The 14,318-nt window shown below is 54.7% G+C and carries 16 protein-coding genes; 11 read left to right on the top strand and 5 right to left on the bottom strand.

The features are described 5' to 3' along the window. Window positions 1-56 precede the first annotated feature (56 nt). The 7 genes from rbfA to RTY00_RS01530 all read left to right on the top strand — a co-directional run bounded on the left by rbfA (window position 57) and on the right by RTY00_RS01530 (window position 7,361). On the top strand, window positions 57-464 hold the full coding sequence (gene rbfA / locus RTY00_RS01555; RefSeq protein ID WP_007886693.1) for a 30S ribosome-binding factor RbfA: 408 nt from the start codon (window positions 57-59) through the stop codon (window positions 462-464). Further along, entirely contained in the window at window positions 464-1,408 is a 945-nt protein-coding gene (truB, locus tag RTY00_RS01550) for a tRNA pseudouridine(55) synthase TruB (protein WP_312663193.1), read from the top strand. The genes rbfA and truB overlap by 1 nt, the downstream gene beginning before the upstream one ends. Window positions 1,409-1,541: 133 nt before the next feature. Continuing rightward, window positions 1,542-1,811 (top strand): 30S ribosomal protein S15, encoded by a 270-nt coding sequence (rpsO, locus tag RTY00_RS01545; protein WP_036620269.1) that lies wholly within the window; start codon window positions 1,542-1,544, stop codon window positions 1,809-1,811. Between the two features lie 309 nt (window positions 1,812-2,120). Further along, window positions 2,121-4,259 (top strand): polyribonucleotide nucleotidyltransferase, encoded by a 2,139-nt coding sequence (gene pnp, locus RTY00_RS01540; protein WP_008104291.1) that lies wholly within the window; start codon window positions 2,121-2,123, stop codon window positions 4,257-4,259. Window positions 4,260-4,388: 129 nt separating this feature from the next. Next, window positions 4,389-5,273, top strand: a complete 885-nt coding sequence (gene nlpI / locus RTY00_RS01535; RefSeq protein WP_008104288.1) for a lipoprotein NlpI — start codon at window positions 4,389-4,391, stop codon at window positions 5,271-5,273. 104 nt (window positions 5,274-5,377) lie between these two features. Beyond that, the gene (gene yrbN, locus RTY00_RS24685) at window positions 5,378-5,434 is read left to right on the top strand and encodes a protein YrbN (RefSeq protein WP_098053093.1); all 57 of its coding nucleotides are present in this window, start codon (window positions 5,378-5,380) and stop codon (window positions 5,432-5,434) included. A gap of 16 nt (window positions 5,435-5,450) precedes the next feature. After that, window positions 5,451-7,361 (top strand): DEAD/DEAH family ATP-dependent RNA helicase, encoded by a 1,911-nt coding sequence (locus RTY00_RS01530; protein WP_008104286.1) that lies wholly within the window; start codon window positions 5,451-5,453, stop codon window positions 7,359-7,361. Window positions 7,362-7,429: 68 nt separating this feature from the next. On the opposite strand, the gene RTY00_RS01525 is transcribed toward RTY00_RS01530, so the two are convergent. Continuing rightward, on the bottom strand, window positions 7,430-8,176 hold the full coding sequence (locus tag RTY00_RS01525; protein ID WP_265300875.1) for an SDR family NAD(P)-dependent oxidoreductase: 747 nt from the start codon (window positions 8,174-8,176) through the stop codon (window positions 7,430-7,432). Window positions 8,177-8,359: 183 nt separating this feature from the next. On the opposite strand from RTY00_RS01525, the gene RTY00_RS01520 reads away from it, so the two are divergent. Then, window positions 8,360-9,277: an AraC family transcriptional regulator gene (locus RTY00_RS01520; protein ID WP_312663192.1), complete on the top strand. Its 918-nt coding sequence runs from the start codon at window positions 8,360-8,362 to the stop codon at window positions 9,275-9,277. A gap of 3 nt (window positions 9,278-9,280) precedes the next feature. Here the strand turns inward: RTY00_RS01520 and RTY00_RS01515 are convergent, their stop codons facing one another. The 3 genes from RTY00_RS01515 to RTY00_RS01505 all read right to left on the bottom strand — a co-directional run bounded on the left by RTY00_RS01515 (window position 9,281) and on the right by RTY00_RS01505 (window position 12,298). Beyond that, window positions 9,281-10,291, bottom strand: a complete 1,011-nt coding sequence (locus RTY00_RS01515; RefSeq protein WP_312663191.1) for a luciferase-like monooxygenase — start codon at window positions 10,289-10,291, stop codon at window positions 9,281-9,283. Between the two features lie 117 nt (window positions 10,292-10,408). Then, the gene (locus RTY00_RS01510; RefSeq protein WP_312663190.1) at window positions 10,409-11,293 is read right to left on the bottom strand and encodes a U32 family peptidase; all 885 of its coding nucleotides are present in this window, start codon (window positions 11,291-11,293) and stop codon (window positions 10,409-10,411) included. Window positions 11,294-11,302: 9 nt separating this feature from the next. Beyond that, window positions 11,303-12,298 (bottom strand): peptidase U32 family protein, encoded by a 996-nt coding sequence (locus RTY00_RS01505; RefSeq protein ID WP_061718239.1) that lies wholly within the window; start codon window positions 12,296-12,298, stop codon window positions 11,303-11,305. 203 nt (window positions 12,299-12,501) lie between these two features. On the opposite strand from RTY00_RS01505, the gene RTY00_RS01500 reads away from it, so the two are divergent. After that, window positions 12,502-13,026, top strand: a complete 525-nt coding sequence (locus RTY00_RS01500; RefSeq protein ID WP_036648365.1) for an SCP2 domain-containing protein — start codon at window positions 12,502-12,504, stop codon at window positions 13,024-13,026. After that, window positions 13,020-13,526, top strand: coding sequence for a GNAT family N-acetyltransferase (locus RTY00_RS01495; RefSeq protein ID WP_061718238.1), 507 nt, complete (start codon window positions 13,020-13,022; stop codon window positions 13,524-13,526). The genes RTY00_RS01500 and RTY00_RS01495 overlap by 7 nt, the downstream gene beginning before the upstream one ends. On the opposite strand, the gene RTY00_RS01490 is transcribed toward RTY00_RS01495, so the two are convergent. Next, a complete protein-coding gene (locus tag RTY00_RS01490) occupies window positions 13,510-13,797 on the bottom strand; it encodes a GIY-YIG nuclease family protein (RefSeq protein ID WP_061718453.1) in 288 nt (95 codons plus the stop codon). The genes RTY00_RS01495 and RTY00_RS01490 overlap by 17 nt on opposite strands. A gap of 80 nt (window positions 13,798-13,877) precedes the next feature. Between RTY00_RS01490 and RTY00_RS01485 the strand changes: the two genes are divergently transcribed. Next, complete coding sequence (locus RTY00_RS01485; protein WP_312663189.1) at window positions 13,878-14,303, top strand: YhbP family protein; 426 nt, start codon at window positions 13,878-13,880, stop codon at window positions 14,301-14,303. Window positions 14,304-14,318: the final 15 nt, after the last annotated feature.

The raw sequence follows: 14,318 nt of genomic DNA, 5'->3' as shown, positions 1-14,318 counted from the left end.
ATGTGTTGCAATTTGGGAGGCCTCTGGCCTCCCGAATTATTTGGGAGAAAGAAATAATGGCAAAAGAATTTGGCCGCCCACAGCGCGTTTCTCAGGAGTTGCAGAAAGAGATTGCAATCATCCTGCAGCGCGAAATTAAAGATCCACGTCTCGGTATGATGGTGACAGTTTCGGGCGTCGAAGTGTCGCGCGATCTCGCCTATGCCAAGGTGTTTGTGACCTTTTTGAATGACAAAGATGAAGAAGCGGTACAAAACGGCCTGAAGGCGCTGAAAGAAGCCTCTGGCTATATCCGTACGCTGGTAGGCAAAGCTATGCGTTTGCGTATCGTGCCGGAGCTGACCTTCTTCTACGACAACTCGCTGATCGAAGGTATGCGCATGTCGAACCTGGTCAGCAACGTCATTAAGAGCGATGTTGAGCGCCGTGGCGATAGCCCGGCGGAAGATGACAAGGAGGACTAATGAGTCGTCCTCGTCGTCGCGGTCGCGACGTCCACGGTGTGTTTCTGCTGGATAAGCATCAAGGTGCATCTTCCAATGATGTGCTGCAGAAAGTAAAACGTCTGTTCAATGCGAACAAAGCGGGCCACACCGGCGCCCTCGATCCCCTGGCGACCGGCATGCTGCCGGTTTGCCTCGGCGAAGCCACCAAGTTTTCGCAGTATCTGCTCGATTCTGACAAGCGTTATCGCGTCATTGCTCGCCTGGGTGAACGCACCGATACGTCTGATGCCGACGGCAATATTGTTGAAACCCGTGCGGTTACTTTTGATCAGGTAGCACTGGATGCGGCGCTGGATTATTTTCGTGGCGACACCATGCAGGTGCCGACCATGTTCTCCGCGCTGAAGTATCAGGGACGCAAGCTGTACGAGTACGCACGTGAAGGCATTACTGTGCCGCGTGAAGCGCGCCCGATCAAAGTGTTTGAGCTGCAGTTTATTCGCTGGGAAGGGGATGAGCTGGAGCTGGAGATTCACGTCTCTAAAGGCACTTACATCCGTACTATCATCGATGATCTCGGTGAGCGGCTTGGCTGCGGTGCGCACGTTATCATGCTGCGTCGTCTGCAAGTGGCGCGTTATCCGATCGAAAGAATGGTGACGCTCGAGCAGCTGCAGGACGTGGCGGCTACCGTCAACATGGCGGAAACGCCGGACTACAGCGCGCTTGATGCGCTATTGCTGCCGATGGATAGCCCGGCAGAAGAGTTCCCCATTGTGAATTTGCTGCCCGCGGTGGCGGCGTATTTCAAACAGGGTATGCCGGTTCAGGTGGCGGATGCGCCGGAACAGGGATTGGTGCGCGTGACTGAAGGTGATGAGTACAAATTCATTGGTATGGCCGAAATTGCCGAGGATGGGCGCGTGGCGCCGCGTCGTCTGGTGGTAGAATTTCCTGCGTAATCAATCCTCTCGCATTTGACCTAACGGCGCATTTGCGTTGCTATCAGGCGAAGAGTAGAATGGCGCGGCTTTAAAAGCGGGCTGCTGAATTAGAGATCGGCACCCATACATTCATTATTTACTGGAGTTTATTATGTCTCTAAGCGTAGAAGCTAAAGCAGAGATCGTTGCTAAATACGGTCGTGGTACCAACGACAGCGGTTCAACTGAAGTTCAGGTTGCTCTGCTGACTGCTCAGATTAACCACCTGCAGGGTCACTTCTCTGAGCACAAGAAAGATCACCACAGCCGTCGCGGTCTGCTGCGCATGGTATCTCAGCGTCGTAAGCTGCTGGACTACCTGAAGCGTAAAGACGTTGCTCGCTACACCGGTCTGATCGAAAGCCTGGGTCTGCGTCGCTAAGTCTGAAGAATCTGATCAAGGGTGTAGCGCATGCACTATGCAAAAAAACGCATCTGACGATCAGATTTGTGCGAGTTTCGCGAAAAGGGGGCCTTTATGGCCCCTTTTTTCGAGCAATCCGCAGCAATCCGGACCAAACTCATGTATTGTTGCAGAGAGTGATCTTTGCTTGCAGAGGTTCGCGCGGCTAATGAGAGGCTTTACCGCATGGGCGGTTAAGGTTGTCATTAGTCGCGAGGATGCAACTGAAGATCGGTAATCCCCGGCGCGCCAGAATGGGCTGCGCCCCTGAATTTAAGGACTTAAATTTTGCTGAACCCGATCGTACGCAAATTCCAATATGGTCAGCATACCGTCACGCTGGAAACCGGCATGATGGCGCGCCAGGCTACCGCAGCAGTAATGGTGAGCATGGATGACACTGCTGTATTCGTTACCGTTGTTGGCCAGAAAAAAACGAAACCAGGTCAGGATTTCTTCCCGCTGACGGTTAACTATCAGGAGCGTACTTACGCTGCTGGTCGTATCCCGGGTAGCTTCTTCCGTCGTGAAGGCCGTCCAAGCGAAGGCGAAACCCTGATCTCACGCCTGATTGACCGTCCAGTTCGTCCGCTGTTCCCGGAAGGCTTCATTAACGAAGTTCAGGTTATTGCGACCGTGGTTTCTGTTAACCCACAGGTTAACCCGGACATCGTTGCAATGATCGGTGCATCTGCTGCACTGGCTCTGTCTGGCCTGCCGTTTAATGGTCCAATCGGTGCAGCGCGCGTCGGTTATATCAATGACCAGTACGTGCTGAACCCAACTGCTGATGAAATCAACGAATCACGTCTGAACCTGGTTGTTGCCGGTACCCAGAACGCGGTGCTGATGGTGGAATCAGAAGCTGACATCCTGACTGAAGAGCAGATGCTGGGCGCTGTGGTATATGGCCATGACCAGCAGCAGATCGTTATTGAAAACATCAATGCGCTGGTTGCCGAAGCCGGTAAACCACGTTGGGATTGGCAGCCACTGCCAACTAACGATGCACTGATCGCACGCGTTACTGCACTGGCAGAAGCAGGCATCAGCGATGCCTACCGCATTACTGATAAACAAGAGCGTTACACTCAGGTTGGCGCAGTGAAAGACGCAACAATCGCGGCACTGCAGGCTGAAGATGAAACGCTGGATGCTGGCGATATCGCTGACATCGTACACGACCTTGAGAAGAGCGTTGTTCGTAGCCGCATCATCCGTGGCGAACCGCGTATCGATGGCCGTGAGAAAGACATGATTCGTGGTCTGGACGTGCGCACTGGCGTACTGCCACGTACGCACGGTTCATCACTGTTTACTCGTGGTGAAACGCAGGCGCTGGTTACCGCAACGCTGGGTACCGCACGTGATGCGCAGAATCTGGATGAGTTGATGGGCGAGCGTACTGATAGCTTCCTGTTCCACTACAACTTCCCTCCATACTGCGTGGGCGAAACCGGTATGGTTGGCTCACCGAAGCGTCGTGAGATTGGTCACGGCCGTCTGGCGAAGCGTGGCGTGCTGGCAGTCATGCCTAAGCAAGCTGACTTCCCATACACCGTGCGTGTGGTTTCAGAAATCACCGAATCTAACGGTTCTTCTTCAATGGCTTCCGTGTGCGGTGCTTCTCTGGCACTGATGGACGCTGGTGTACCGATCAAAGCAGCCGTAGCCGGTATCGCGATGGGTCTGGTTAAAGAAGCCGACAACTTTGTGGTTCTGTCTGACATCCTGGGTGACGAAGATCACCTCGGCGACATGGACTTCAAAGTAGCAGGTAGCCGCGATGGTATTACTGCGCTGCAGATGGATATCAAAATCGAAGGCATCACCCGCGAAATCATGCAGGTTGCTTTGAATCAGGCTAAAGGTGCGCGTCTGCACATCCTGAGCGTGATGGAACAGGCAATCAGCACGCCGCGTCAGGAAATCTCTGAGTTCGCGCCGCGCATTTACACCATCAAAATCAGTTCAGACAAGATCAAAGATGTCATCGGTAAAGGCGGCTCGGTTATCCGTGCGCTGACCGAAGAAACCGGCACCACCATCGAAATCGAAGATGACGGCACCGTGAAGATCGCTGCAACTGATAGCCTGAAAGCTAAAGAAGCCATTCGTCGTATCGAAGAGATCACTGCTGAGATCGAAGTTGGCCGCATTTACTCAGGTAAAGTGACACGTATCGTTGATTTCGGTGCCTTCGTGGCAATCGGCGGCGGTAAAGAAGGTTTGGTTCACATCTCTCAGATCGCCGATAAGCGCGTAGAGAAAGTAACCGACTATCTGCAGATGGGCCAGGAAGTTCCAGTGAAAGTAATGGAAGTGGACCGTCAGGGCCGTGTACGCCTGAGCATCAAAGAAGCGACAGAGCAGAAACCAGCGGAAGAAGTTGCTACCGCTGCATCTGATGCATCTGACGCCGAGTAAGCGTTTACCGATTTACCTCTCCCTGCTTTGCGGGGAGAGGTGTTTAGATCATCGCGAGGGCGGGAATCCTTGTGCACAGCAGGAGGATGACAGGATGGTTGTCCCAATGTTTGTATTCGGGAGTGGGAAATGAAGCCTTTTTTGCGCTGGTGTTTTGTTGCGACAGCTATCACGCTGGCAGGATGCAGCAACTCCAATTGGCGTAAGAACGAAGTTCTGGCAGTACCTTTGCAGCCCACACTGCAGCAAGAGGTGATCCTGGCGCGCATGGAACAAATTCTTGCCAGTCGTGCCCTGACCGATGATGAACGCGCACAGCTATTATATGAGCGCGGAGTGTTGTATGATAGTTTGGGTCTGAGGGCACTAGCGCGGAACGATTTTTCGCAAGCGCTGTCTATAAGACCAGATATGCCTGAGGTATTTAACTATCTCGGTATATACTTAACGCAGGCAGGCAACTTTGATGCTGCCTATGAAGCGTTTGATTCTGTACTTGAGCTTGATCCAACTTACAACTATGCGCATTTAAACCGTGGTATCGCCCTCTATTACGGCGGTCGATACAAGTTAGCGCAAGATGATCTGCTGGCGTTTTATCAAGACGATCCTAACGATCCATTCCGCAGCCTTTGGCTCTATCTCGTTGAAAGCGATATGGATGCCGACAAGGCAAAAGTTACGCTGAGACAGCGTCATGACAAAGCGGTTCGCGATCAATGGGGATGGAATATTGTCGAGTTCTACCTTGGCGACATCAGTGAAAAAACGCTGATGGAACGTCTCAAGGCGGACGCAACGGATAACACCTCGCTCGCTGAACATCTCAGTGAAACCAACTTCTATTTAGGTAAGTATTACCTAAGTCTGGGGGAGAAGGACGACGCGAAAGCGTTGTTCAAACTGGCGGTGGCCAACAACGTAAACAACTTTGTTGAGCACCGATACGCATTGTTGGAACTGGCGCAACTCGGCCAGACACAAGACGATTTATCAGAATCTGACCAGCAATAGCTGACGAACTTTTATTGCCTGAATTCCTGTAAAGTCATCATCTTCAGAGATGAGGGCTTTTCTGTTCGTCAAAACTTCTAATTTGAGCCGGTTCACACTTTTTGATGAAAATGACTGAAAGTTTTCACGACGAGTTATGTAGACTGGCCGCCGCAATCTAAGAGGCACGTGTACTACATGACTGATATTCAAACCACTTTTGCTGACCTTGGCCTGAACGCCGACATCCTCGAATCACTGAACGGTATGGGCTACGTTAAGCCTTCTCCAATCCAGGCTGAGTGTATTCCTCACCTGCTGGCTGGCCGTGACGTGTTGGGTATGGCGCAGACCGGTAGTGGTAAAACTGCGGCTTTCTCACTGCCGCTGCTAAACAACATTGATCCTACTGTTAAAGCACCGCAAATTTTGGTGCTGGCACCGACCCGCGAATTGGCGGTACAGGTTGCTGAAGCCGTCACAGAATTCTCTAAACACATGCGTGGCATTAACGTTGTAGCCCTGTACGGCGGCCAACGTTATGACGTACAGCTGCGCGCACTGCGTCAGGGACCACAAGTTGTTGTGGGTACGCCTGGTCGTCTGCTGGATCACCTGAAGCGTGGCACGTTAGATCTGTCTAACCTGCGCGGTCTGGTGCTGGACGAAGCTGATGAAATGCTGCGTATGGGCTTCATCGAAGACGTTGAAACCATCATGGCGCAGATTCCAGACGGTCATCAGACCGCGCTGTTCTCAGCAACCATGCCAGAAGCGATTCGTCGTATTACCAAGCGCTTCATGAAAGATCCACAGGAAGTGCGCATCCAGTCAAGCTTGACTACGCGACCAGATATTTCTCAGTCTTACTGGACCGCTTACGGCCGTAAAACTGACGCGCTGGTTCGCTTCCTGGAAGCAGAAGATTTCGATGCAGCCATCATCTTCGTGCGTACCAAAAATGCCACGCTGGAAGTGGCCGAAGCGCTGGAGCGCAGCGGTTATAACAGCGCAGCACTGAACGGTGACATGAACCAGGCACTGCGTGAGCAGACGCTGGAGCGTTTGAAAGATGGTCGTCTCGACATCCTGATCGCGACCGACGTTGCAGCACGTGGTCTGGACGTTGAGCGTATCAGCCTGGTCGTAAACTTTGATATCCCAATGGATGCAGAGTCTTACGTTCACCGTATCGGTCGTACCGGCCGTGCTGGTCGTGCAGGTCGCGCGCTGCTGTTCGTTGAGAACCGCGAGCGTCGTCTGCTGCGCAACATCGAACGCACCATGAAGCTGACCATTCCAGAAGTTGAACTGCCAAACGCAGAATTGCTGGGTGAGCGTCGTCTGGCTAAATTCGCAGCTAAAGTACAGCAGCAGCTGGAAAGCAGCGATCTGGACCAGTACCGCGCACTGCTGAGCAAAATGCAGCCGGGCGAAGATCTGGATATCGAAACGCTGGCCGCAGCACTGCTGAAAATGGCTCAGGGCGAACGTCCACTGATTCTGCCACCAGAAGCACCACGTCCTGCGCGTCGTGAGTTCAGCGATCGTCCTGACCGTGGTGAGCGTCGCGATTCACGCGATTCACGTGGTCCACGCGAAAGCCGTGACAGCCGCGATGGTGATCGTCCACGTCGTGAACGTCGTGACGTTGGCGAAATGCAGCTGTACCGCATTGAAGTAGGCCGTGATGATGGTGTTGAAGTTCGTCACATCGTTGGCGCGATTGCTAACGAAGGCGACATCAGCAGCCGTTACATCGGTAACATCAAGCTGTTCGGTACTCACTCAACTATCGAGCTGCCGAAAGGCATGCCGGGCGAAGTACTGCAGCACTTCACTCGTACGCGTATTCTGAACAAGCCGATGAATATGCAGCTGATGGGTGATGCACCGGTGCACGAGCGCAGCGAACGTCGTCCATCTGCTGGCGGCGAACGTCGTGGCAATGGCGCACCGCGCGGTGAGGGTGCTCCACGTGGCGAAGGCGCTCCACGTCGCTTCTCTGAGCGTCGTGAAGGTGGCCGCGAAGGCGGACGCTTCAGCCGTGAAGGTGGTCGTGGCCCGCGTCCAGAAGGCGCAGCTGCACCACGTCGTCGTGACGCATAAGCGTTAAACGCTAAAAGTAAAAAGGGACGCTGATGCGTCCCTTTTTTTATACCTGTGGAAAGTAAAGTTTACACGCCGCCAGCAATCAGCACGCGTTCACCGCTAACATATGCCGCCTCTTCAGATGCCAGAAACAGTGCGACTTGCGCCACATCTTCCGGTAAGCCAAAGCGTCCAAGTGGGGTTGCGGCAATCAGCTGTGCCTTCAACTCCGGATGCATCTTCTTCGCCGCCAGCAAACCTTCGGTCAAAATAATGCCGGGTGCTAGCGCATTGACGCGAATATTGCGTGGCCCAAGTTCCCGTGCGAGGCCCTGCGTCAAGGTATCGATCGCGCCTTTGGTTGCCGCCCATAGCACCGAACCGGGCGTGCTGCGTTGGCTGTTTAAGGCGCTTAGATTGATGATGGAACCGCCGCGTGCGGGGAAATGTTTTGCCGCCTGCTGACACACCAGCAAGGTGCCCAGAAGATTCACATTCAGCTGCTGCTGCATTTCGCTGATGCTAAGGTCGGCAAAGTCACCGTGGTGAAAAATGCCGGCGTTATTCACCACAATATCGGGTACGCCAAACTGCTCAATGCTGCTAGCGAACAGGCGCTGCACATCGGCCTCGCGTGAGATATCAGCCTGTACGGCGATGGCGTCGCTACCCAGCGCCTGGATGTCGGTCACCACATCCGCCGCACCCACTTCGTCCTGAAGATAATTCACCACCACCCGAGCACCGGCCGCCGCGAAAGTCATGGCGATGGCGGCACCAATGCCTTTCGAAGCGCCCGTCACCAGCGCAATTTTGCCTTCAAGTGTTTTCATCGTGTCTCTCCTCCTGAGATTTCGGGGAAGATAAAGCATGCGCTGTCCATACAATCGGGTGGTAGCGCAATCCTGCAAGCTTCTTGCACGATCCTGCAAATCTGCTGCTCAAGGACTAGGCGCAACGCCAGCGACAAGCGAGAATATCAACTCAGTGATTTCTTATCGCGGAGCGCAGAACGCATGATTCATCAGGAACAATGGCAGCAGTTGGTGGCAATCATTGCCCGCCATGCGCTGCAGGATGGTCGTCACTATTGCCCGATCGATTTTCTCTCTTTCGGCCGCAGTTCTCAGCCCACCAGTTTGGCGCATGTGGCGACCTGGGCCAGCTTTGCTCTCATCGCGCAGGGGCAAAAAGCGCTGCGCATGGGCGATGAAGTGATGCATTACGGACCGGGCGATTTGCTGCTGGTGACGCTCGATATGCCGGTGCAATCCTGCGTGGTCATGGCGACGCCAGAGAAGCCAAATCTTGGCGTGGGCATCACCATCAACGAAACGCGGCTGATGCGTTATCTTGAACACTTTCCACACCATCATCTCGGCAGCACGGCGGTTAGCGAGCGCGGTATCGCCGTGCATAAAGTTGCGCCGCCGTTGGTGGATGCAGTGATGCGTTTGGTGGAGTTGCTGGATCACCCGCAGGACATTGCCGCGCTGGCACCGTTAATTGAGCAGGAGATTTTCTATCGTCTGCTGACCGGGCCAGAAGGGCCGCGTATTCTCAACATGGCGTTGACGGAGCGGCCAGGCAATAAAGTGGCGCGTGCCGCACGCTGGCTACGGGAAAACTTTCATCATCCATTGAAAATGGATCATCTGGCGAGCAGCGTGGGGATGAGTATTTCGTCGCTGCATCATCACTTTAAAGCGGTAACGGCGATGACGCCGATGCAATATCAAAAGCAGCTGCGGCTCAACGAGGCGCGGCGTTTGATGTTGATTGAGAAGCTGGATGCCGGAACGGCGGGTTATCGGGTGGGCTATCAAAGTGCTTCGCAGTTCAGTCGCGAATACAGCCGCTTTCACGGCCAGTCACCGGCGCGTGACGCGCGAACCATTGCGGTGGGTCCAGAGTGGGTAAACCCACCGCAATGAGGTTTACAGCGTGCGCGCGGCTTCCATCGCCAGTGCGAACGAGCGCAGACGCGCCTGCGAATCGTAAATCTGGCCGTTGACCATAATTTCATCCGCCTGGGTTTCTCGCATTAACGCGGCGAGGCCGCTGCGCACTTTATCGCTATCGCCGACAATCGACATGCTCAGCGCCTGCTGCACGCCATATTGCTCGGACGGTGACCACAGATTATCCATGTTCTCCACCGGCGCGGGCAGCGGACCCGGTTTGCCGCGACGCAGATTAATAAACTGCTGTTGCATCGAAGTGAACAGGAAACGCGCATCACGCTCGCTATCGGCCGCCACCACGTTGACGCACACCATCGCATACGGCTTCGCCAGACGCGCCGAAGGTTTGAATTTCTCACGATAAATATGCAGTGCCTGGAACAGCAGATCGGGCGCGAAATGCGAGGCAAACGCAAACGGCAAACCAAGCTGAGCGGCCAATTGCGCGCTATACAGGCTGGAACCGAGCAGCCACACCGGAATTTTCAATCCTAAACCTGGCACCGGTTGAACTGGCGGATGTTCACCCTCTTCGGCGTCAAACCAGCGAATCAGTTCAGAAACATCTTCCGGGAAGCTATCTGCCTGGGCGCTGGAAAGATGACGACGCAACGCCAGCATGGTGCGTTGGTCCGAACCGGGCGCGCGGCCCAGTCCCAAATCGATACGACCAGGATAAAGCGATTCGAGGGTACCAAACTGTTCGGCGATCACCAGCGGCGCGTGGTTGGGCAGCATGATGCCGCCTGAGCCGAGGCGCAGCGTTTCGGTATTGGCGGCTAAATAGCCGATCAGTACTGAGGTCGCGGCGATGGCAATCACCGTCATAATATGGTGTTCAGCCAGCCAGTAGCGGTGGAAACCCAGCGCTTCAGATTGACGGGCCAGCGCCAGCGAATTATGGAACGCATCGCGTGCGGCGGAACCTTGTGGAATAGGCGCCAGATCCAACACGGACAGGCGAACAGTTTTTTTCTCAGACATGGGCACTCCAAATAGGGATGGCGCAGGTGTTTAGTCGGACCTGCGCTTGTGAGTATTACTCATCGTTCCCCATATTAAAACTGCTAATAACCGCAGGAATATAGCCGGAATGTGCCTTTACCGCTCGCCTTCAAGCGCCATCCCGGCCAGGCGACGCCAATATCCGTTGCAGTCGCTACCGCGCGCCATCATCAGCGGGGCCTGACCGGCTTCGTTGGCGCGGAAGCGATCCACTTCGGCGAGCGTGCTTTCGCCCTGTGGCGACAGACGCACAATGTCGATCCAGTTATGCATGCCGCTCAAATCATTGCCGAGGTTGTAGCAATAGCCGCTCATGGTCTGAATACCATTGAGGACAAACACCTGCTGGCCTTCCTGTGAAAGCACGCGGCGGCCAGTGGGATAATTGATGCAGCAGGTTTGGCAATCATCTTTGCCACGATTCTCAGCGCGTGCGGTGAAGCAGCGCGCTGACAATGCCAGCGGCAGATGGCCATAACCGAGCACTTCCACCTCAAATTGCTCGCGCACGCCTGCCGCATCGCACTGCTGCAGCAGCTGAATCAGCCAGTCGCGGGACATCTCCACCGGAATGCACCAGCGCGTCATGCCTTCTTGCAGCAACAGTTGCAGCGTCTGCGCGTTATACACGTTGAGCGTTGGTCCGGCGACAAACGGCAATTTGCGCTCTGCCGCCATGTTCACGGTGCCGATGTCATTGGCTTCAAGCAGGAACTCACCGTTCTCGACATAGCGTCGCAGCTCCTTAACTTCCGAGGGCGACTGAAGCAGTGCCAGCGTACTCAGTACCACTTGCTTGCCCTGCAGCGCCAGCATGCGCGCAATCTCCATCCATTGATTGAACGACGTCGCGCGTCTCTTGCTGCACACCGCTTCGCCGAGATAGATGATTTCGGCACTGCTCTCGGCGGCGCGTTGATAAAAGGTTTCCAGCGTTGCAGTTGGCCAGTACCACAGCACTGGCCCGATGGCGTATTTCATGCGATCTCCTTATTGCCAGTCGCGGTGATAAGCACCGAGCGTGGTTTGGCTGCCTTCTGATAACTCGCCCAGCGCCTGCATCCAGGGTTCCTGCACGACATACTGCTCAGGCGATGCCATACAGCGATCGATGGCCTGACGCCACACTTTTGCTACCTGCGCCACATACGCCGGGCTGCGCTGACGTCCTTCAATTTTCACCGAGGCAATATTGGCGCGCAGCAGTTCAGGCAGCAGCGACAAGGTGTTCAGACTGGTGGGTTCTTCCAGCACGTGATAGAGCTGGTTATCCACTTCATAACGCCCTTTACACAACGTGGGATAGCCCGCGCTCTCGTCGGGTGCGTAGCGATCAATCAGCACTTCATTCAGCCGTGATTCCATGCCTTTTGGCGTCTGTTGCCAGCGGACAAATTTCGCCGGCGAGCAGGCACCAGCGCTGTTAGGCGATTCGCCGGTCAGCCAGGATGAGAGATAGCAGCGGCCTTCGGCCATAATGCACAGGCTTCCGAAGGCGAACACTTCGAGCGGCACCGGCGTTTCACGCGCCAGCTGTTTGACCTGATGCATCGACAGCACGCGCGGCAGTACAACGCGGCTAAGTTGAAAGTGACGATGATAAAAATGAATGGCCTGCAGATTGGTGGCGGAGGCTTGTACCGAAAGATGACGCTCTACCTGCGGATAGCGTTTTGCCGCGTACTCCAGCGTGGCAATATCCGCCAGAATCAGCGCATCCGCACCGTTCTGAGCGGCAACATCAATCGCGCTTTGCCAGCGATTCATCCCATCAGGATGGGCGAAGGTGTTGATGGCCACATGCAGTTTGCGGCGATGCTGATGCAAATAGCGCGCGGCTTCAGCCAGTTTCTTATCGGTAAAATTGAGGCCAGCAAAGTGGCGGGCATTGGTATCGTCTTTCAGGCCGACATACACCGCGTCAGCACCATGCTCCACCGCCGATTTCAGCGCAGGCAAATTCCCCGCCGGACACAGCAGTTCCATACATTTTCCTCCCCGGATTCTGAAGCCGAAGAGTGTAAATAACTGACCGGACAGCAATGTTGATTTAAGGCAGTGAAAGCGGCATTGATGATCGGGAGTGAAGTTTTTTCGTCCAGCCAGGCGGCGATTTCCTTGATCTCAGTGGAGGCGACGCCGGTCAGATGTGGCAAAATAGATGAAATTTTCTGAAGGGAATGTCGATGATGTTTGCGCGCTTACGCGGTCTGATTGTGGAAAAAGGCCCAGAATTCCTTGCTTTACCCGTTTCCATTACCCCTTTCCCGCTAAAAAAAGCTATTCTGCAACAACTCCTAAACTGGCAATTTCGTCATGCTTTGTCTGAAGGTGAGTTAGACTTTCTGGAAGGGCGTTATCTGGGGATCGAGGTTGCCGATGTGAATCTGCGCTGGATCACCACCCTGCAAGCAGGGCGCCTGACCGTTTCGCGCGACACCGAGGCTGATGTCTGGTTTCGTGGTGAAGCCAACGATCTGTTGCTGGTGGCAGCACGCAAAGCGGATCCCGATATGTTGTTCTTTCAACGCCGTCTGGTGATTGAAGGTGACACGGAGCTGGGACTTGAGGTGAAAAACCTAATGGATGCCATTGAACTGGATGCCATGCCCACGCCATTACGCACGGGATTGCAGCAGCTCGCTGCTTTTATTGAGGCAGGAATGAAACAGGACGCGAAGGCCGCTGAGGCGCGCGCGGGGATCTCATGTTGATTCGTACTGAAATTGGCGTTGATGCAGCAGGCATCGATAGCCTGTTAAAGCGCAGTTTTGCTACCGCTGCCGAAGCGGAACTGATACAGCAACTGCGCGAAGATGGCTTGCTGACTCTTGGTGTCGTTGCCACGGATGATGAAGGTCAGGTGCTGGGTTATGCCGCTTTCAGTCCGGTGACCCTGCAAGGAGAAGACCGCAACTGGGTAGCGTTGGCGCCGCTCGCCGTGGATGAATCGGTGCGCAAACAGGGCCTTGCTAAACAGCTGGTGTATGAAGGATTGGATTCACTTAATGAGTTCAGCTACAGCGCCGTGGTGGTGCTGGGCGATCCTGAGTTTTACAATCCACTCGGCTTTGAACCGGCGGCACGACATGGTTTGCACTGTCGTTGGTTAGGCAGCGAAGCGGCCTTCCAGGTGTACAAACTGGCAGACGATGCGTTTGTCGGTGCAGAAGGGCTGATCGAATTCGCCGAACCGTTTAATCGTTTCGACTAAACCAGGCTACTAAGCAGGGCGGCTGCTGCGCAACCAGCAGCAGCTTTTGCGCGCGGCTCAGCTGCTTCACCTGATACTCGAGGCGTGACGCCGCAGCGCGATCGCCGGCATCGCAATGAAACACCAGCGTTAAGGGTCCTTTGCCACGCAGCGAACGCGCGCCGCGTCCCAGCTGATGCTGTTGCAGGCGACGGTTAACATCGGTGGTGATGCCGGTATACAGCATGCCTGCGGCGGTTTGTAGCAGATAGAGCTGCCAGCCTTGTTCCATCATACTCATCTCGAAAATTAGCTGGCAGGCAGTGTAGCGCGCTTCAGGCCGCATCGCTATTCGCCGCACGGAGTCCGATTTTGTCCGACCATGCTCATCTGATTCGCTACTTAAAAAAACAGCATGTGCTGTCGTTATCTGCCAGCCACGGCGACGATCTGTGGTGCGCCAACTGCTTCTATGTGTTTGATGCAGCGAACATGGCGTTCTGGCTGATGACTGAGCCTGACACGCGCCATGGCACATTAATCCAGGCAAATCCTCGCGTGGCGGGCACGGTAAATGGCCAGCCGAAAAGCGTGTTGTTGATCAAAGGCGTGCAGTATCGCGGCGTAATTCAGCTGTTAAATGGAGAGCGGGAAGCGATGGCGCGTCACGCCTATCAGAAGCGTTTTCCGGTGGCGAAGAAAGTCACTGCGCCGCTGTGGGAAATCATGCTCGAAGAAGTGAAGATGACCGACAATGCGCTGGGCTTTGGCAAGAAGATTGTCTGGAGCCGGCCGTAGGGTCGCCATTTAAGG

The sequence above is a fragment of the Pantoea sp. CTOTU49201 genome, from assembly GCF_032054795.1.
Lineage (GTDB): Bacteria > Pseudomonadota > Gammaproteobacteria > Enterobacterales > Enterobacteriaceae > Pantoea > Pantoea symbiotica.
This window is presented reverse-complemented; position numbering and strand designations above follow the sequence as displayed.

Coding starts and splice junctions, on each gene's coding strand:
- rbfA (WP_007886693.1), top strand. CDS start 57: ATGGCAAAAGAATTTGGCCGCCCACAGCGCGTTTCTCAGGAGTTGCAG.
- truB (WP_312663193.1), top strand. CDS start 464: ATGAGTCGTCCTCGTCGTCGCGGTCGCGACGTCCACGGTGTGTTTCTG.
- rpsO (WP_036620269.1), top strand. CDS start 1,542: ATGTCTCTAAGCGTAGAAGCTAAAGCAGAGATCGTTGCTAAATACGGT.
- nlpI (WP_008104288.1), top strand. CDS start 4,389: ATGAAGCCTTTTTTGCGCTGGTGTTTTGTTGCGACAGCTATCACGCTG.
- RTY00_RS01530 (WP_008104286.1), top strand. CDS start 5,451: ATGACTGATATTCAAACCACTTTTGCTGACCTTGGCCTGAACGCCGAC.
- RTY00_RS01525 (WP_265300875.1), bottom strand. CDS start 8,176: ATGAAAACACTTGAAGGCAAAATTGCGCTGGTGACGGGCGCTTCGAAA.
- RTY00_RS01520 (WP_312663192.1), top strand. CDS start 8,360: ATGATTCATCAGGAACAATGGCAGCAGTTGGTGGCAATCATTGCCCGC.
- RTY00_RS01515 (WP_312663191.1), bottom strand. CDS start 10,291: ATGTCTGAGAAAAAAACTGTTCGCCTGTCCGTGTTGGATCTGGCGCCT.
- RTY00_RS01510 (WP_312663190.1), bottom strand. CDS start 11,293: ATGAAATACGCCATCGGGCCAGTGCTGTGGTACTGGCCAACTGCAACG.
- RTY00_RS01505 (WP_061718239.1), bottom strand. CDS start 12,298: ATGGAACTGCTGTGTCCGGCGGGGAATTTGCCTGCGCTGAAATCGGCG.
- RTY00_RS01500 (WP_036648365.1), top strand. CDS start 12,502: ATGTTTGCGCGCTTACGCGGTCTGATTGTGGAAAAAGGCCCAGAATTC.
- RTY00_RS01495 (WP_061718238.1), top strand. CDS start 13,020: ATGTTGATTCGTACTGAAATTGGCGTTGATGCAGCAGGCATCGATAGC.
- RTY00_RS01490 (WP_061718453.1), bottom strand. CDS start 13,797: ATGGAACAAGGCTGGCAGCTCTATCTGCTACAAACCGCCGCAGGCATG.